The sequence below is a fragment of the Halomonas sp. PAMB 3264 genome (genome assembly GCF_031954245.1).
Lineage (GTDB): Bacteria > Pseudomonadota > Gammaproteobacteria > Pseudomonadales > Halomonadaceae > Vreelandella.
The window spans coordinates 3,058,761-3,076,596 of the sequence record NZ_CP134866.1 but is presented as its reverse complement, the minus strand read 5'-3'; the positions used below and the strand labels follow the sequence as shown (position 1 = coordinate 3,076,596).

Below are 17,836 nucleotides of genomic sequence, written 5' to 3'. Positions count from 1 at the left end.
CGCCTTTGTGCCAACAAGGAACGCCACCCGCGTGAGCGAAACGCTGGAGCCCGACAACGAGATCGAATCCGCCCTCGACGAGCCGGTGGTAGAGGCGCTTGGGCGGCTGTTCGACGAGCCGATCACCCAATTGCCCGAGGATCTCTACATTCCGCCGGAGGCGCTGCGGGTGTTTTTAGAGGCCTTCGAGGGGCCGCTGGATCTGCTCTTGTACCTGATTCGTCGCCAGAACCTGGACATTCTCACGGTCAACGTTGCCGCCATCACCCATCAGTACATCGAGTACGTGGAGCTGATGAAGGCGATGCAGATCGAGCTTGCCGGCGAGTATCTGCTGATGGCCGCGATGCTCGCCGAGATCAAGTCGCGCACGCTGTTGCCGCGCCCGCCGAAGGAGGAGGGCGAGGAGGAAGAGGACCCGCGTGCCGAGCTGATTCGCCGGCTGCAGGAGTACGAGCGCTTGAAGGAGGCCGCCGAGACGCTGGATACGCTGCCGCGGGTGGGGCGCGACTGGTTCAGTGCTCAGGCGGGCCTGCCGCCGATCGAAACCCGGGTGATCCACCCGGACGTCGAGCTCGATGAGCTGCTCGGCGCGCTCTCGGGGATTCTCAAGCGTGCCGAGCTGACCCAAAGCCACCAGGTGAGCCGCGAGGTGCTCTCGACCCGCGAGCGGATGCTCAAGATCATGGAGGTGCTCGCAAGCGACGACGCCCAGGGGCGCTACACGCCGTTTGAAGCGCTTTTTACCCTGGAGGAGGGGCGCGGCGGCGTGGTGGTCACCTTCATGGCGATCCTCGAGCTTGCCAAGGAGGCGATGATCGAGATCGTGCAGAACGCCCCGCTCTCGCCGATTCACGTGCGCGCCCGGCCAGCCGCGCTGGCCGATGACGAAAGCGCCTTCGAGCTCGAGGAGGACGAAAGCGACGCCTTCGAGGATGCCGAGGCCACCTTCGGTGCCGACGACGACCCTTTGGATACCGGTGAGAACGAGCCGTGAGTACGACCCTGACGAACAGCACCTTTGGTAAAAGCACGACGCTGGACGAGATTCTCGAGGCGGCGCTACTGGCCGCCGGCGAGCCGCTGAGCCTGGAGCGGCTGGAGACCCTGTTTCTCGACGGCGAAAGCCCCGGGCCCAAAACGCTTCGCGAGGCGCTCGGGCGTCTTTCCGAGCGCCACGAGGCCGGGGCGCTGGAGCTGGTCGAAACCGCCTCGGGCTTTCAACTGCGTATTCGCCCGCGCCTTTCTCAGTGGGTCTCCAGGCTTTGGGACGAGCGGCCCCAACGCTACTCCCGGGCGCTTCTGGAGACGCTGGCGCTGATCGCCTACCGCCAGCCGGTCTCGCGCGGCGACATCGAGGAGGTGCGCGGGGTGAGCGTATCGAGCTCGATCATGCGCACGCTGATGGAGCGCGGCTGGATTCGCGTCGTTGGTCATCGCGACGTGCCGGGCCGCCCGGCGGTGTACGCCACGACGAGAAGTTTTCTCGACGATTTCGGCCTGAAAACGCTGGACGCGCTGCCGCCGATGCACGAACTGACCAGCCAGGAAGAGCTCGATATCGATGACCAGGCGCCTGCGGCGCACGACGACGTGGAATCTTCATCGGCCGAAGCGGTCGAGACACTGGACGAACGCGCCGAAACCGGGCAGGATGCGCCCCCCGATACGGGCGACGCTTCTCTAGAAGACGACGCCCACCCCCACGCCGAGACGGCGTTAACCCTGCCGCTGAGCTTTGCCGATCTTGAGGCGCGGCTCGCGGCGCGCGCGGCGGAAAAACGTGACCCGCCCGCGTCGACAGACAAGAGGTCCGACGACCATGAGCCAGAATAAGCAAACCCCACCCCCCGGTAGCGAAAAGCTGCAGAAAGTGCTGGCCCGCGCCGGCTTCGGCTCGCGCCGCGAGATGGAAACCGTGATCAGCGATGGCCGCGTCAAGGTCAACGGTCAGGTCGCCAAGCTCGGCGACCGGGTCGAGGAGCGAGACAAGGTCAGCTTCGACGACCGCCCGGTGTCGCTACGCCCGGAGGCCGAGGTGCCTAGGCGCGTGCTGATGTACAACAAGCCCGAAGGCGAGCTTTGCACGCGCAAGGACCCGGAAGGCCGACGCACGGTGTTCGAGCGCCTGCCGCGCCTGAAAGGCGAACGCTGGATCGCGATCGGGCGCCTGGATATCAATACCAGCGGCCTTCTGCTGTTCACCACCGACGGTGAGCTCGCCAACCGCCTGATGCACCCCTCTACCCAGGTCGAGCGCGAGTACGCCGTGCGCGTCATGGGTGAGGTGAAGCAGGAGCACATCAAGGCGATGGTCGACGGCGTCATGCTCGAGGACGGCCCGGCGCGCTTTACCGACGTGCAGGAGTTCGGCGGTGAAGGGATCAACACGTGGTTTCACGTGGTGATCATGGAGGGCCGCAACCGCGAGGTGAGAAGGCTCTGGGAGTCGCAAAACCTGACCGTGAGCCGCCTGAAGCGCGTACGCTACGGCAACATCTTCCTCGACAAGCGGGCCAAGGCCGGCGAGTGGATCGAGCTCAGCCAGGACGAGATCGACGACTTGGCCACCCTTGCCCAGCTCGAAGCACGCAAGGTGCCCGAGCTCACCCCGGACGAGAAAAACCGCTGGAGCCGCGACAAGCACAAGCGCCGCCCGGTGCAGGCGATGCGCAAGCCCAAGCGGCGCTAAGCGCGACCTGATTCTCGAACAGCCCGGCCCTCTTCGCGTTTACTACTCGCTGCGAAGAGGGCCGGGCTTTTTTATCGAAAGGAGTCGATGATGGTCTTTTTCCAGCGTGTGGCGATCATCCTCTATTGGCTATGAGTCCTGAGCCTGGTTCGCGAAGAGGGCCACCGGGCGGCACCAGCCGGCCGAGCCGCGAGCGACCTTGACCGGGAAGCAGATCACCTCGAAGCCGGTATCCGGCAGCAGGTCGAGATTGGCAAGCTTCTCCATGTGACAATAGACGGTATCGGCCCCGGCCTTGTGGCCTTCCCAGAAAAGCTCCCACTGGCCGGTCGCCCTGGCCTTCTCGGCCACTGCCTTGAGCGGCGCGTCCCAGCTCCAGGCATCGGTCCCACAGACTTTCATGCCGCGCTCGGTCAGCCAAAGTGTCGCCTCGCGGCCGATGCCGCAGCCGGCGGCGACATAGCCGGGCTGGCCGTAAAGCGCACCGGCGCTTGTGTTGACCAGCACGATGTCACCGGGCTGTAGCGTGTGGCCGATGCGGGCGAACTCGGCCTCCATCTCGGCGGCGCTCACTACGTGGCCGTTAGGCAGGTGACGAAAGTCGAGTTTCACGCCCGGCCCCATGCACCATTCCAGCGGCACCTCGTCGATGGTGATGGCGCGTTCGCCCTTGTTCATGGTGGGGTGATAGTGCCAGGGCGCGTCGAGATGGGTGCCGTTATGGGTGGACAGTTTCAGCCGTTCGACCGCCGCTCCCGCGCCGTCCCGCTGGTGCTCGACGGGGATGCCGAACATCTGCGCGTATTCGCGCGCACCGCCCTCGTGATCCATGTACTCGATTGCTGGGCCCATGCCCGGCGGGTCCGCGGGCACCTCGTCGGTAAGCGTGACCGAAAGGTCGATGATTCTGCGGCTCATGTCCGTCCTCCCTTGATGACCTTCTGGTCGATAGCCCCGAAAAGCGGCGTCTGGTCGCGGCTGCGGCACTCCATGGCAACGCGATCACCGAACCCCATGAAGGGCGTGCTCGGCGCACCCTCATCCAGCAGTTCGATCGCCCGGCGTTCGGCCAGGCAAGACGAGCCGACCTCGCGGTAGTTGTCGTTGGAAACGGTGCCCGAGCCGAGCACCGTTCCGGCCACCAGATCGCGCGAATGCGCGGCATGGGCGAGCAGTTCGTCAAAACCGTAGCTCATTGGGTAACCCTCGGCATGGCCGAAGGAGGCGCCATTGAGCGTGACCGTCAGAGGCAGGTCGACCCGCGCGTCGCGCCAGGCCTCGCCCAGCTCGTCAGGCGTGAGAGCGACCGGCGCAACGGCGCAAGCTGGTTTGGCCTGAACCCAGCCAAAGCCGGTTTTCATCTCGATGGGCGCCAAGCGGCGCAGCGACCAGTCGTTGATCTGCACCACCAGCCGGATGCGTGCGGCGGCCTCGGCAGGTGTGCTGCCCATCGGGACGGCATCGCAGATCACCCCAAATTCGCCTTCGAAGTCGATGCCGTCCTCTTCGGAAGGCAGCGGGATGTCGTCGGTGCCCCCATAAAAGCGGTCGGACATTCCCTGATACATCAATGGCCGACCCTTGGGGTTGGGATCGAGGCCGAAAACCTTCTGCATCAGATCGCCATGGCTGTCGTAAGCCGAGCCGTCGAGCCATTGCCACGCGCGGGGCAGGGGCGCACGAGCGGCGGTGGGATCGAAAGGCGCGCCGCCTCCCTCGTTCAGCGCCGCGTATTGCGCCTCGAGCGCAGGCGAATGGGCGTCCCAGTTCTCCATGAGGGAAAGCAGCGTTTGCACCCCCTCGGCGGGGATGCAGCGGGCGTTGTCACGGGAGACGAGGTGCAGTCTTCCGTCGGGGCTGCCATCGGGCAGGGTGGCGAAACGCATGTTAACTCTCCATGCCCGTGGTTGCCGAAAGCCTCCCGCCGAGGGTCTGGGCGAACCAGTCTGCGATGAAGTTGCGGCCGTAGGTCATGTTGTCCGCGCCAACATGCTCGACCCCGCCCTCGCGGTCGGTGAAGATCTTCAGCTCGCGACGGGGCGAATTGACCAGTTGATCGTAGCTCTGGTGTGCGTAATCGAGCGCGATCTGCCGGTCGTTAGCACCGTGGGTGACGAGGAAGGGCACCTTGATCTTCTCCATCTGCCCATCGAGGCAGAAGCCAGACGCCTTGGTGAGGAAAGTGTCCATGTCGTCGGTGCCGAATACCCACATCACGTGGTTCCAGTAGTGCGGCACCGGGTTCTCGCCTTCGCGCTTGAGGCGCTTCTGCTGCACTTCGGCCCAGTTGTGGTTCGCGCCCCAGACCGCGCCAGAGGCGTAGCGCGGTTCGTTGGCGCAGACTCGCGGCGCATAGTAGCCGCCAAGCGAGATGCCGGTGATGCCGATACGGTCCGCGTCCACGTCAGCGCGCGCGGCCAGCCATTCGTAGATCGGCGTGCCCCATTTTTCGCTGTCGTAATGCGCGGGCAGATCCTGTAGGCGCAGGCTCTCGCCGGTGCCGGGCTGGTCGACGCAGAGCGTTGCAATGCCGCGCTTGGCCAGCTCGTGCGGAAGGAACGACCAGTAGAGCAGCTCCTTGCAGCTATCGAGTCCATTAAGATAAACCACCGCCGGTGCCGGGCCAGAGACGCCTTGCGCCGGCGTGTAGAGCACCGGGATGACCTTGTCGCCATAGGGAACTTCAAAGCGCTGCACATTCTCGCCAGACTCCCGGGTGCCTTTCAGGAAGTTCTCAAGCCCCTTCTTGTAGGTCACCATACGCTCAGGGTCGCCCTGGCCCTGCATGCGTTCTGCAAGGATGTAGTAAAGCGCCGCGCGCTTGCGCTTGTCCCCGGCCGAGAAGAGCTTGCCCTCGGCTTCCTCTTCATCGGCGATGGCGCTCAGCTTGTCGGCGACCCGCACCCATTCGACCATGAAATCCTGGGTTCCCGCGTCCGCGCCATCCTTCGCCTTCTCGAGCAGCGGCTGGCACATGTCCATGATTTCACCGATCTCCGCGCCCGAGGCGAGCGCGATGGAAACCGTAAGGTTCCAGACATAGTTTGGAAAATAGTCGAACATGGCCATGTATAAGCTCCTTGATGTGTCGCAGTAAGCGGGCGCTTTGCCCTTCGGGCCGAAAAGTAGACACGACCCCAATATTCGGAAAATGGAACAGCATGATCCCAGCCATTCACGGCGTGAATGACCGGGCAGGAGGTCAGAAGTCCTGCAGGTCTTCGGCGATGGCAATTTCACCGTCGAAACCGGCGCGGATCTGTTCAATCCAACCTTCGGTCTGCTCTTGCGTGATATGAGCGCCGGCCACGAGGTGCGTGGCGACGACGCTGGACACCCCCGCCTCCGCGGCCATGCGGCCGACCTGCTCGGGGCTGACATGGTGTTCGGCAAGGTGCCATTCGATCTCTTCGAGCAGGTGTTCGGGCGCGCTGCGACGCACGTTCTCCATCACCGCGGGCAGATCGATCAATTCGGAGACCAGCAGATCCGCATCCTTGGCCAGAGCGATCACCTCCTCGGACCAGCCGGTGTCGCCGGTATAGACGATCGACCGATCCGGCGTGTCGAAGCGGAAGGAGAGCGACTCGTATTTGTCTTCGAGGTCGGACCCGTCGGGGAAGCTGTAATGCGCGTTCTTCGCCACGGTCACCGTCACGTCACCAAGCTCCAGGGTGTCGCCGTCGCGGATCTCGCGCACCTGCACCAGTTGCTCGGGGGTCATGATCTCGGCATCCTCCATGCCGTAGGCGGCTTCCATCGCCGGTCCCATGCCTTCGACAATGCCGTTGATCAGCGCGGCGGTGCCCGGCGGTCCGTAGATCATCACGGGCTTGGCCGGGTTGGTCTGGAAGCGCAGGCCAAGCACTGCCAGCAGCCCGCCGGCATGGTCGAAATGAAGGTGGCTGAGCAGAACGTCGTCGATATCGCCCATGCGCACACGTTTCGCTGCAAGACGGATCGACAGGCCGTCGCCGGCGTCGACCACGATGTTGCGGCCATTGACCTGCAGCAGGTTGGCGGGCTGCGAACGCTCGGCGCTGACGATCGGACCTCCGCCGCTGCCGAGCACGGTAAAGGTGGTTTCGGCTGCCGCGGGCAACGCTGTCAACGCGGTAAGAGCCAGCGCGGTTGCAGTACGCTTGATCATGTCCGGGTTCCCCTTCCTGGTCACGAACCCGCCAAAGCGGCGGATTTTGTTGTTTTCGGTAGGCCCTGCGCGCGGGTGCCGCGGGCAAAGCAGGTAACAGAGAGTGCGGCGACGATCACCGCGGTCACGCCGAGCGCGCCGATGCCAAAGCTTTCCATCAGGATGCCACCGATGATGGGACCGAGCGCCGAGCCGGTCATCAGCATCGCCGGGGTCGCGGCCACGGCGCGGCCCGTTGGGTCCATGCGCGCCAGCAGGCCGAAGGCGAAGGTGTGGGTGAAGATTTGGACCGCCACAAAGAACGCGGCGACCGGCGCCCATACGGTCAGCACCGTGGCAAAGGTCAGAACCAGCGCAAAAGTGGCCTGGACGACCGGCCCGGCCAGCACGACACTGCGTGCCGAGAGGCGCTTTTCCAACAGTGCGGCGAGCGGCGCCGGGCCGACGAAGTTCACGATGCCGAGGGCGATCAGCGTGCCAACGATGGCTTGCGGGGCGAAGTTGCGAGCATTGCCGATGACCTCGACGAACGAAAAGACCATCGCCTGGTTGAAGGTCATCAGGCTGACACCCGCCACCACGGCAAGCACACCTGCGGCGAAAGGTTCACGGCTCGTTACGCCCTTTGCATGCCCCGCCACATTGGGAAATGCCAGCAACATGGCCAGTGCCGCCAACGCCATGATCGCGCCGAAGGTGTAGAACAGAATCTGTCCGCCGTGCAGCGCCAGCAGTTGCGGCACCGCGGCCATGTAGATCACCCCGAAGAGGCCTAGCCCTGCGCCCGCGAAGGCGAACAGCCGGTGCGGGTTGGCCGCCCGGCCCATGCTGCCGTGCACGAGGCTAAGCGCCATGCCGGTAGCGATCCCGCCCAGCAGATGCAGTACGGCCAGCGGAACAAAACCGGTTTGTCCAGCAGCCAGCAAAAAGGCCAGCGCCGAAAGCGCGTAGCCTGTCACCGCCAGCGCCTTACGTGGCAGCCGGTTGAAGTTGCGCGCGGTCAGAACACTTGCGATCACCGCGCCGATCAGGAACAGCGTCACCAGCGCCCCGGCCTCGCGCGGACCGAAGCCGAAACGCACGATTAGTGCACCCACCCAGACCGGCAGCGCCACCAGATCGATCAGACCCGCACAATGCCCGACGATCAGCGCGATAGCCCCGGTTTTGCCCAATTCTCCCTTCGTCGGAACAGACCCGGCGTGTAGTTGTGTTTCCGTCATATGTTCATCCCCCCTCTAGTGGGCCGACCTTGTGCCCCTGATTGTTATGTTATCGCGGCAGGTTCAGACCGGCTCGCCAAGAGCCATCATCGAGCGGCTCATGATGTCGTTGTGTTCCTTCTGGTCGCCGCCGGTGATTTCGATTTCCGACAGGCGCGCCGAGTTGTGGACGACCATGCTGCAGCGGTCCCAACGGCGCGATTCATGCGCGGTGAAGGCCTCTGCCACGGTATCTGCGCGCAGCAGCTGCTCGGCGATCACCAGCCCATCCTCCATCCCGATGCAGGCGCCGGCACCGAGATGCGGCGTGGTGGCATGCACGGCATCGCCAATCAGCATGACCCGGCCGGCGTGCCAGGGCTGCGGCAGCAGCATCTTTTCGAGCGGGCGGTAGATCAGCTTGCTTTCTTCGCTCAGACCTTCCTTCACCGCGGTGAGGGTCGGCGAGGGGAACTGATCGAGCAGGGCGATCATCTGTGGCAACAGCTCGGATTCCTCGACCCAGTCATTGGTCGGGCGGTCCTCGGTGACGAACATGTACGAGCGGCCTGCAGAAACCGGATTGATCCCTACCTTGAGCCCCTTGCCAAGCCACATGTTGATGGTCTCGATGCCTTCGGGCGTGGCCATCTCGGCGCGCCAGACCGCCTGCCCGACATATTCGGGCTGCGGCGCCTCCGGCATCAGCGTGGCGCGGGTCTTGGAATAGAGCCCGTCGGCGCCGATCACCGCATCGTAGCGCGCCCGGGTGCCGTCGGTGAAAGTGACGTCCACACCCAGCTCATCCTGCGTGATCGTTTCGAAACTGCAGCCAAGCTTCACCGAAACACCCGCCGCGCGGGTGGCATCGGCGAGGATCGCGGCCAGCGCCGGGCGCATGATGGCGGCATTGCCCGGCAGGCCGGTGCCGGGCATTGGCGGGGTAGGGATCGTGACGATCACCTGATCGTTGTGCGGCATGCGTACGACCAGCCCGTCGGTCGCAGCCCCGGTCGCCTTGAAGGCCCCAAGAATGCCGAGTTCGGCGAAGACCCGCAGGGTCGCGCCGTGCAGGCTGATCCCCGCGCCATAGCTGCGCCAACCGGCGTCGATCTCGACGAGGTCGGTCTCGATGCCTCCGCGTGCCAGCATAATTGCCGCGGACATGCCGGAAAATCCGCCGCCGATCACCAATACCTTCTTTGCCGCTGCCATCATCAGCCCTCCTGTTCTGAGCGTCCGGCGACCTGCGCCGGAACGCTGATGAACCCGTCCAAAGCCTCGCTGAGAGGCACGCGGGTCAGTTTTCGTCCCAGGCAGGGACCGGACACGCAGGCCCCCGTCTCGATGTTAAAAAGTGCTCCATGGGCATGGCAGGCCAGATGTGTGCCCTCGCCATTGAGATAGGCGTCCTTGCGCCAGGCCATGGGCGTGCCGCCGCGGTAGTGCGGACAGGAATCCATGTACCCATATAGCTGCCCGTTGCGCTTCACCACGATGACGTTGCGAGGGGCGTCGGGCAGGGGCAGAAAGCCGCGGGCCGCGCCCTCGGGCACGTCATCCCGGTGGCACAGGATTAGCTGTCTGTCGCTCATGGCTTGCCGGAACCGCCTTCGGGCCCGCCGCCGGGCGCCCATTTCTCGCGCCATTGGAGCAGGAACATCTGGCTCGCCTCGGGGCCATTCGGCGCCTCGCGTGCGACCCAGCTGTCGTCATGCTTGTCCATGTCGGCGTCGTATTCGAAATGCACACCGAGCGGACTGTTGAAGTACCAGAACCAGTTGGAGCCGAACTTGTGGCGGCCCGGCCCCCAGAAGGTCTGGTAGCCCTTTCGCACGAAGCGGTCGCCCGCCACCATCAGCTCGGTTGGTCCGCCCATGTGGAAGGCAAGATGCTCGCAGCCTTGCATGTAGGCAGGCGTGCGGATGAAAAAGAGCGTGTGGTGATCGTCGTTGGACGCCGGGCGTAGGAAGGGGCCGGCGCCGGTCAGCACGTCGGTGATGACAAAGCCGAGGCGGTCGCAGAAGAAGTGGACCAGCTTGTCGATGTCGGGCACGAAGAGCACCACGTGGCTCAGCGTACGTGGCAGGGCGGCCATGTCGTCGGTGACGCCAAGCTCGTTCGCCGCGCGCTGCGCCGGGGCACCAGGGGCGTTGATCTTCTCTGCGGGCATCGAAAGCGCGCGGCGGATAGTCACCTGGAAGCGCAACTCGAAGCCGAGGTCATCCTTGAACTCGAGCGCGCCGTCCGCGAGCCGCGTCACGCGGCGGTCCTTGGACATCTCGGCCTCGATCTCGTCGAGAGCCGCGTTGTCTTCAACGCCATAGACCTGCTGGCGCAGCATGTTCTTCGTCTCGAGCGGCGCGGGCAGCCTGGGGTCGTCCTTGGGGCGAATGATGACGCCGGTACCGTCCAGCGTCTCAAAGAGCCAGCCGGTCGCGTCGAGCTGAATCGGCTTCAGGCCGAAATCGGAAAGGTAGGTCTTCGATCCTTCAAGATCGTCTACCCCAAACACCAGATAATCGGGTCCCACGATACGCATGGTCAGCCTCCTTTGTTCGCTGGCACCTGTTTCTGGTCAGGTGCGAATTATGCTTGGCGAGTATGTGGCTTGGGCTGAGGTATTAAAAAATTGCTTCGATAAATAGATGATATTCATGCGGTAAATTGGGGGGGGGAGACTGAATGCGTTTCAACAAGCTCAACATGAGCCTATTGACGGCGCTGATTCAGCGCAGGCTCGCCGAGCCAGAGGTTGCGCAGGGTGGGCTGGCGACCAAGCCGGCCCGCTTCGACTTTCCAGCGGGGCAGAGCATCCGCTGGCAGTCGCACCCCAGTAGCGATCCCGTACTGGCTTGGCTGCGGGGGTTAATACACTATTGCCTGCTGCCCTTTCGGATGACACGAGTATCCGCGCATTTACCGGGTGAATAGCTATATGGGACAGAATCAATTTTCTTTCCTCTGTGCCGGCGTTTAGGGTCTGCCCTAAAGCGCATTGGAAAGCTGTCGGGGAGTTAGCGCGTGCAGGTGGAGGAAAGCGTGCGACACGAAGGCTTCCTGCGCTGGTCAGGTTGAGCATCGCCTGGTTCTACGCTGACTGCCCCGTCTCAAGCTGCGACAAGCCCATCGACCGACGATCGCGGTCCTGGCACTCGGGAAGGTTTCGTGCGGCTTATTAAAGCCCCGGTCTCGGTGTAAGAGCGCCGTTTGGTGCGTTTCTCGGCCATTTCGGGCCGACAGACGGTTTGAGGACCGGCACTTCCATTTGCCCGGGAGTAATCCTTTTACCGTAAAAGGCACCGTTCGTTGATCGAGTGAACGCAGTCTCCGATACCTTGAGCGCCGCGCGAATGGTGGACTCGATGTCGTCGCGTCTGTCGATATAGCCATGTCGCTATGAGCCCCTAACAAGAGGGGCCGAGGAAAATGATGTTCCGGATTGCAGGTTTGATGTGAGCTTTTATGGAGGAAAAAAACAAATGAAGACGATGTTGGTCGCCACGGCCGCGCTTGCTGCAGCCTTCAGCCTGCCTGCCCTGGGGCAATCACAGCCCGAGATCGGGACAAGGGCGCGCGCCATCCTTGATGTTGATGGCTTGCAGTTCCGCGACGCGAACGGGAACGGAAATCTGGACCCCTACGAGGATTGGCGCCTGCCGGTTGCTGACCGCGTCTCGGATCTTCTGGAGCGTATGTCAATCGAAGAGCGCGCCGGGATGCTGCTGATCGACACGCTGAACGCGGGCTGCGCCGGCACGACCGAGGGCACGCGGGCCGAGGAGATGATCGCAGAGCAGCACATGACCCGCTTCATTCTGCGCAACACCATCGCCGCTAAGGCGCAGACGTGCGACGGCCGCCCCTCGCGTAGCGGGTTCGACGTAACGGCGCGGCAGATGGCGGCTTTCGCTAACGCAGTGCAGGAGCTGGCCGAGGCGCAGCCGTCCGGCATTCCTGTTCTGTTCAAGGACAATGCACGAAATCATCGGGAAAGCGATCCACGTTTCGGCATCGGCGGCGGGGCCGGTGCGATGACCGCCTTCCCCAAGGAGCTTGGCATCGCTGCAGCGGTCCTGGGCACCGAGAGCATGGCGCCGGTCGAGGCGCTGACGCAGGTCACGGCAGCCGAATGGCGCGCGCTCGGGCTGCGAGGCATGTATGGTTACATGGCCGATCTGGCGACCGAGCCGCGCTGGCACCGTGTCCACGAGACATTCGGGGAAGACAGCGACACGGTTGCGGACATCATGGAGGCGCTGGTGCTGGGCCTCCAGGGCGGCCCGGTCGACTCTGAGTCTGACGTCGCGCTGACGATGAAGCATTTCCCCGGTGGCGGGCCGCAGGAACAGGGGCTGGACCCGCATTATTCGTTTGGTCAGCGCCAGGTCTATCCGTCGGGCGCTTTCGCCGCCCATCTCGCCCCCTTCCAGCGCGCGATCGATGCAGGGCTTGGCGCGATCATGCCCTATTACGGCGTCCCGGTCGATCTGACCCATGAAGGCGAGACCTTTGACGAGGTGGGTTTTTCCTTCTCGGCCCAGACCGTGAACGGGCTTTTGCGCGACCGGCTCGGCTTTCAGGGCTATGTCAACTCGGATACCGGCATCATCCAGTCCCGCGCATGGGGCTTTGCCGATGCCACCGTTCCAGAACGGGTCGCGCTGGCCATCAACAGCGGCAATGACGTGCTGTCGGGCTTTTCGGATGTCGGCGAGATCCTGGATTTGGTCGAAGCCGGCCTGATCGATGAGGCCCGCGTCACCGAGGCCGCCGGTCGTCTGCTGACCGAGCAGTTTGCCCTGGGCCTCTTTGAGAACCCCTATGTGGATGAGGACGCCGCTGGTGACATCGTTGCCGCGCCGGACCATCTGGCGCTTGCCGCGCAGGTTCATTGTGAATCGATTGTCCTGTTGCAGAACGATAACCTGTTGCCGCTTGCGCAGGGCGCGCAGATCTACGTGCTCAACGCCGATGCCGGGATGGCAGCGGAAGCGGGCTTCAAGGTCACGCAGGGCACTGCCGACGACGGACGCTCCTCGGCGGCTGACCACGACGCAGCGGTGATCCGAGTCTATGTTCGAAATACAGGCACCGGCGACTATCGCTCGAACGACCCGGAATGGGGGGCGAACCCCGAGCACCTGAACCCGAGAACAGGCGAGGTCTGGGGCGGCGAGGACAATTGCAACGTCACCCCCGATCTCAACGCCTCCTGCGCGGATGACGGACAGATTGGCGGTCCCGGTTCGCCTGCCCTGGGCTTGCTGTTCGGCGGCGCCCTGCCTTGGGAAGCCGACGCGCTGTCTTTCACGACCATGGCCGAGGCGCAGTCCTGGGACATCTTTCCGCCGCTTCCCGTGATCCGCGAGGTCATGAACGAGGTTGGAGCGCAGCGCACCATCATTGCGATCGACTTCCGCAACCCCTATGTTATCGACGCTGAAAGCGGCCTGCGCGATGCCGGTGCCTTGCTGGCCACTTTTGGTGCGGTTGACGATGCGTTGTTCGATGTTCTCTCGGGCCAGTTCGCGCCCGTGGGCCGGCTGCCCTTCGCCTTGCCAGATAACCTCGGTGCGGTGATCGAAAACGCTTCTGATGCGCCGGGATATGCGGCCGAGGACACGCTATTCCCCTTTGCTCACGGTCTGTCCTACTAAGTTTAGGCAAGCCAAGTCCGAGCCGCCGGCTCGGACCGTTAGGCGGTTTCATCATCCGGACGATCCATGCTGCCAGCGCCGAAACCTGACTGGGTGTACAACAAAAGCCGGGCCCAATCTTTCAGGCCTGCCTCCTTTGCTGACTCACGATCACCGACCCGGCGTTGGATCGCGATCGGGCGGCTGGACATCAATACCAGCGGCCTCTTGCTGTTCACCACCGACGGCTAACTCGCCAACCGCCTGATGCCCCCCTCCACCCAGTTCGAGCGCGAGTACGCCGCCCGGTACAGGCGATACGCAAGCCGCAAGCCCAAGCGTCGCTGATTCCTCGGCGCTTACGCTCGCCTTTCACGCCCCGCTCGGGGCGTGAAGCAAGTCTTCACTCGATACCTCCGCTCAAATCCATTACCCATCCCCTTATCGAAAGCTTTCCATGATCGTCTCTTCCCAGCGTTTGGCGACGCTCGATGGGGAGAAGTGCGTTTTGAATCGAGCCCGCGCGTGGTCTCCCAAGCGGCGGGCCAGACCGGGCTCCACCACCAAACGAGTCAGGTGTTCGGCAAACGCGGTCGTGTCATTGGGCGCGACGAGAAAGCCGGTCTCATCGGGGACGATCATGTCAGACGGGCCGTAGCGGACATCGAAGGCGACCACCGGGCAGCGAAAGGCCATCGCCTCGAGCAGCGTCAGCGGGAACCCCTCCATCACGCTGGTCAAAATGGCGCACTGCGCGTCGCGATAGATGCTCGCGATGTCGTTGCAGTAGCCTTCGAGCACGACGTGGCGCTCGAGCCCCAATGCCTCGATGCGCGCTTTGATTTTGTCGCGCTCGCCGCCCTCGCCGTAAAGGTGCAGGCACACCTGCGGCGCGTGCTTCACGACCTCGGCCAGTATCTCGAGCGCCTTTAGGTGCTGCTTTTCCGGCGACAGGCGCGCCACGTAAACGATTTTACTCCGCTGGGTGGGCAGTCCTTCACCGTTGGCGCTTTTCACTGCCTTGTAGGAGGCGCTGAGCGTGTGCGGCACCGTTACTACGTTTTGATCCGGGAACCGGCGCTTGACGTCCCGGGTTTGCACTTGGGTCAGCGCCACCACGCCATTCGGCGCGTCGTGGCCTTCCAGCAGGTCCCGGTAGTGGGTCTTGAGCTTGGTATCGAGCTCTTTACCCTGAAAGTGCGTGCTGTGCAGCGCGCCGAACACACGAATTTGCTTCTCTCGGTTTGCGCCTACCGGCGTGTCGCGCAAAAGCGCGGAGGCCTTGAACGTAAACTTGTTCTTGTCGTTGAGCAGCCACAGCCTCTCACCCTTCAGTCGCGTCGTCAGGGCGTTGAGTGCGTAAAGCGAAAAGTCCGTGCTGTCGCCCAAAAACGTGCACTGACCGAGGATGTGGTCGATCGCCCTCAAACCGGTGGCGGTGCTCTCGAAAGAAGCATGAGTGGGTTGAGAAAAAGACTGCCCCGTCGTGAGCGAGGTGTGTAGATAAAAGCCGGGTGCGAGCCTCTCTTCTGGCGAGGATTCGGTTCCCTCTCTTTCGAATACCCGAAAAAAAAGCGGCGTGCCCCAGGGGCTATAAAAGATTTCGTGAGTTCGTTGCCGGGAGTTGGGATCGTACAAGCGATGACTGCTGCGGTGTCCCGTGGTGTGGTAGATATCCGCCGCGACTTTCTGACCCTTCTCGAAGTAGTTGATGTGTATCAACTCGCCATGCTCTTTCGAGTAGACCTTGTAGGCAAAGAGCCGGCCCTGGCCGTTGAGGTAGCGCACGTCCTTGTGCCCTTCGACCGGGGCGGGGGTGTAACCGATGAAGCTCGGGTCGGTCGCTGGCGGGAGCGTGCCTTTGAGCTCGCTTACCGGCAGGGCAGGGTCGTCGAACCCCTGCAGGCAGTCGTAGAGGCCCTTGATGCGCGTAGCGCTGTGGTAACGCTCGCTACCCAGAAGTGCAGCGACGTTGCGCTGAAGCTCTGGGCGATACTGGAACGTCACGATCAAGGGATGAACGCCCAGTTCATCGATGAAAAGCGATGCCCTGGCCAGCGCCGAGTGTTCGATGCCGGTGAGCGTTTTGCCCATGTCCAGATTGAGAAACAGGATGTCGGTATCGTGCAGCGCGGGCTGTGCCATGATGGTCGCCTTGTCGTTTCGTCGGTAGCATGACCTTGAAAACGCATTGTCATGAACCCGGGGCGCAGCGACAAGGCTTGTGCTGTCTGGCAGCGAGCGGCGCGACTATTTTAACGGCGCTTGTCAAAAAGCCTTGCCACATCCCGGGTCGATCTGTACTATATGCATCCGTTCGAGGGGGTCGTTAGCTCAGTTGGTAGAGCAGTTGACTTTTAATCAATTGGTCGCAGGTTCGAATCCTGCACGACCCACCACCGACGCCGAAGGCGTTGGCCCTCAAGACTCGAACGCGATGCCGGTGCGGCAATGGCCGTACAAGGCACTCTGGGTCGTTAGCTCAGTTGGTAGAGCAGTTGACTTTTAATCAATTGGTCGCAGGTTCGAATCCTGCACGACCCACCAGATTCGGCGCCCCTGACAGTTATCTGTCAGGGGCGTTTTCGTTCGTCTAGACGTTGTTCGATGCTTGTTTCTCTATCCGCGCCGTTACCGGCGCGCGATACCGCGTGGCTCGCGCGCTGGTTGGCTAGTTGAACGACGAAAGCGCCTCCCGGTAGTCGAGAAACGCTTCGCGGCGCTGGTCGATCAGTGCGACCAGCGGCGTGTCGCCTTCCTGCTGGGCCACGTTTTTGGCGATACCGAGCTGCTGAATGCCGCGATCCACCCGGCCTGTCAGCTGCAGGTACTCCGCCTGGGCCAGGTGCCCCCAGCCGTTGTGGCCGCTGCGCCCGGCGGCGGTGACCAGCAGATTGAAGCCCTGAGGATTTTCCGGGTAGCGTTCGGTGACGCGGCGTAGCAGATCGAAGGCCGCCTGCGGGTCGCGCTGCAGCTGCGCTTCGGCCAAAATCAGCTGGGCCGGCAGGTAGTTCGGCATGACGCGCAGCCAGCGCTCGGCCCGCGTGATCGCCTCGTCGATGCGGTTGGCCTCGAGCGCAACCTGGGCGCTCGAGGCGGGAATCATGGCGTAGTCCGGAAGCTCGGCGGCCAGCGCGTCGAGGCTTTGGAGCGCCGTGTCCACCTGGCCGCGGCGGGCGTCGATCAGCGCGCTCAAGTAGCGCCGCGCGGGCTCCTCGGCGCCGCCCTGGGCCAGGCGCGCCTGCGCCTGCTCCGGGGCGTTCTGGTAGAGGCTCAACAGCGCCCGGGCGCGCATCAGGTTGTAGAGGGTGTTGCTTTGGTAGCTGTCCGCCACGGTGAGCTGGGCCACGCGGGCCTGGGCGTCGCTCAGGCGACTGTCCGACACCGGGTGGGTGAGCAGAAATTCCGGCGGGGTGCCACCCTGCAGGCGCGCCAGGCGCTGCATCGAGGCGAACATGCGCACCATTGCCTCCGGGTCGAAACCGGCGGCGGCCATGGCCTGAAGGCCGACCCGGTCGGCCTCCTGCTCAAAGCGCCGCGAGTAGGCAAGCTGGTCCTGTATCAGCGCCGCCTGCGAACCCATGGCGGTGGCAATACCCGCATCGCCGCCGCCGCTGGCGGCGATCAGCATGCCGGCGAGCAGCCCCGCCAGAGCTGGCAACTGGGTTTGGCCGGCGCGCTCGCTGCCGCGGGCGTAGTGGCGCTGCGACAGGTGGCCAAGCTCGTGGGCGATGACCGATACGAACGCGCCTTCGTCCTCGGCAAAGGCGAAAAGCCCTGAATTGATCCCCACCACGCCGCCGGGCACGGCGAAGGCGTTGAGCGCGCGGTGATCGACCATCACCGTCGTGGTCTCCAGCCCGCCCAATTGGCTGTAGGGCGTTAGCCGGGTCACCACGCCGTTCAGGTAGTCGTTGGCGATGGCGTCCTGCCACTGGGGCGCCTGGGCGCGAAACTGGCGCAGCCAGGCGCGGCCCAGGCGAAACTCCTCGAGACTCGCCGAAGGCGAGGCGCCGCCCAGGCTCGGCAGCTGGCTGTTATCGAAGCCCTGGCCCTGGGCGGTGGGAAAAGCGCTTGCCAGTACCAGCGTAAACGCCAGGGCCGAGCGCTGCAGAAAACGACGGTGCGACATGGCATCCTCTTGTGGTCTTGC

At 63.7% G+C, this 17,836-nt stretch carries 15 protein-coding genes and 2 tRNA genes; 7 read left to right on the top strand and 10 right to left on the bottom strand.

What is annotated here, in order from left to right; genetic code table 11:
* Positions 1-31: 31 nt before the first annotated feature.
* Genes RN347_RS13920 through rluB form a run of 3 tightly spaced genes read left to right on the top strand, consistent with a single transcriptional unit; the run spans position 32 to position 2,692 of the window.
* Positions 32-997 carry a segregation and condensation protein A gene (locus RN347_RS13920; protein WP_409335769.1) on the top strand — a complete coding sequence of 322 codons (966 nt, stop codon included), beginning with the start codon at positions 32-34 and terminating at the stop codon, positions 995-997.
* Positions 994-1,836, top strand: coding sequence for an SMC-Scp complex subunit ScpB (gene scpB, locus RN347_RS13915; RefSeq protein WP_311958620.1), 843 nt, complete (start codon positions 994-996; stop codon positions 1,834-1,836). The genes RN347_RS13920 and scpB overlap by 4 nt, the downstream gene beginning before the upstream one ends.
* Positions 1,823-2,692, top strand: a complete 870-nt coding sequence (gene rluB, locus RN347_RS13910; protein ID WP_263586195.1) for a 23S rRNA pseudouridine(2605) synthase RluB — start codon at positions 1,823-1,825, stop codon at positions 2,690-2,692. The genes scpB and rluB overlap by 14 nt, the downstream gene beginning before the upstream one ends.
* A gap of 129 nt (positions 2,693-2,821) precedes the next feature.
* Here the strand turns inward: rluB and RN347_RS13905 are convergent, their stop codons facing one another.
* From RN347_RS13905 to RN347_RS13870, 8 genes are all read right to left on the bottom strand, one after another.
* Positions 2,822-3,610, bottom strand: a complete 789-nt coding sequence (locus tag RN347_RS13905) for a cyclase family protein (protein WP_263586196.1) — start codon at positions 3,608-3,610, stop codon at positions 2,822-2,824.
* Entirely contained in the window at positions 3,607-4,578 is a 972-nt protein-coding gene (locus RN347_RS13900; protein WP_263586197.1) for a fumarylacetoacetate hydrolase family protein, read from the bottom strand. The genes RN347_RS13905 and RN347_RS13900 overlap by 4 nt, the downstream gene beginning before the upstream one ends.
* 1 nt (position 4,579) lies before the next feature.
* Positions 4,580-5,761 carry an alpha/beta hydrolase gene (locus tag RN347_RS13895; protein ID WP_311958619.1) on the bottom strand — a complete coding sequence of 394 codons (1,182 nt, stop codon included), beginning with the start codon at positions 5,759-5,761 and terminating at the stop codon, positions 4,580-4,582.
* 133 nt (positions 5,762-5,894) lie between these two features.
* On the bottom strand, positions 5,895-6,842 hold the full coding sequence (locus RN347_RS13890; RefSeq protein WP_263586199.1) for an MBL fold metallo-hydrolase: 948 nt from the start codon (positions 6,840-6,842) through the stop codon (positions 5,895-5,897).
* Between the two features lie 20 nt (positions 6,843-6,862).
* Positions 6,863-8,065: an MFS transporter gene (locus RN347_RS13885; RefSeq protein ID WP_311958618.1), complete on the bottom strand. Its 1,203-nt coding sequence runs from the start codon at positions 8,063-8,065 to the stop codon at positions 6,863-6,865.
* Positions 8,066-8,128: 63 nt separating this feature from the next.
* Entirely contained in the window at positions 8,129-9,262 is a 1,134-nt protein-coding gene (locus RN347_RS13880; RefSeq protein ID WP_311958617.1) for an FAD-dependent oxidoreductase, read from the bottom strand.
* Positions 9,262-9,639: a Rieske 2Fe-2S domain-containing protein gene (locus RN347_RS13875; RefSeq protein WP_263586202.1), complete on the bottom strand. Its 378-nt coding sequence runs from the start codon at positions 9,637-9,639 to the stop codon at positions 9,262-9,264. Before RN347_RS13875 ends, RN347_RS13880 begins: the two co-directional genes overlap by 1 nt.
* A complete protein-coding gene (locus RN347_RS13870; protein ID WP_311958616.1) occupies positions 9,636-10,586 on the bottom strand; it encodes a VOC family protein in 951 nt (316 codons plus the stop codon). Before RN347_RS13870 ends, RN347_RS13875 begins: the two co-directional genes overlap by 4 nt.
* A 143-nt stretch (positions 10,587-10,729) precedes the next feature.
* On the opposite strand from RN347_RS13870, the gene RN347_RS13865 reads away from it, so the two are divergent.
* Both RN347_RS13865 and RN347_RS13860 read left to right on the top strand, forming a co-directional pair.
* Entirely contained in the window at positions 10,730-10,978 is a 249-nt protein-coding gene (locus RN347_RS13865) for a hypothetical protein (RefSeq protein WP_311958615.1), read from the top strand.
* Between the two features lie 548 nt (positions 10,979-11,526).
* The gene (locus tag RN347_RS13860) at positions 11,527-13,704 is read left to right on the top strand and encodes a glycoside hydrolase family 3 N-terminal domain-containing protein (RefSeq protein WP_311958614.1); all 2,178 of its coding nucleotides are present in this window, start codon (positions 11,527-11,529) and stop codon (positions 13,702-13,704) included.
* A gap of 420 nt (positions 13,705-14,124) precedes the next feature.
* Here the strand turns inward: RN347_RS13860 and RN347_RS13855 are convergent, their stop codons facing one another.
* The gene (locus RN347_RS13855) at positions 14,125-15,828 is read right to left on the bottom strand and encodes a glycosyltransferase (protein ID WP_311958613.1); all 1,704 of its coding nucleotides are present in this window, start codon (positions 15,826-15,828) and stop codon (positions 14,125-14,127) included.
* 178 nt (positions 15,829-16,006) lie between these two features.
* Between RN347_RS13855 and RN347_RS13850 the strand changes: the two genes are divergently transcribed.
* Both RN347_RS13850 and RN347_RS13845 read left to right on the top strand, forming a co-directional pair.
* Positions 16,007-16,082 (top strand) — tRNA-Lys (locus RN347_RS13850).
* Between the two features lie 72 nt (positions 16,083-16,154).
* A tRNA-Lys gene (locus RN347_RS13845) sits at positions 16,155-16,230 on the top strand.
* 124 nt (positions 16,231-16,354) lie between these two features.
* Here RN347_RS13845 and RN347_RS13840 read toward each other — a convergent pair.
* On the bottom strand, positions 16,355-17,815 hold the full coding sequence (locus RN347_RS13840) for a M48 family metalloprotease (RefSeq protein WP_311958612.1): 1,461 nt from the start codon (positions 17,813-17,815) through the stop codon (positions 16,355-16,357).
* Positions 17,816-17,836: the final 21 nt, after the last annotated feature.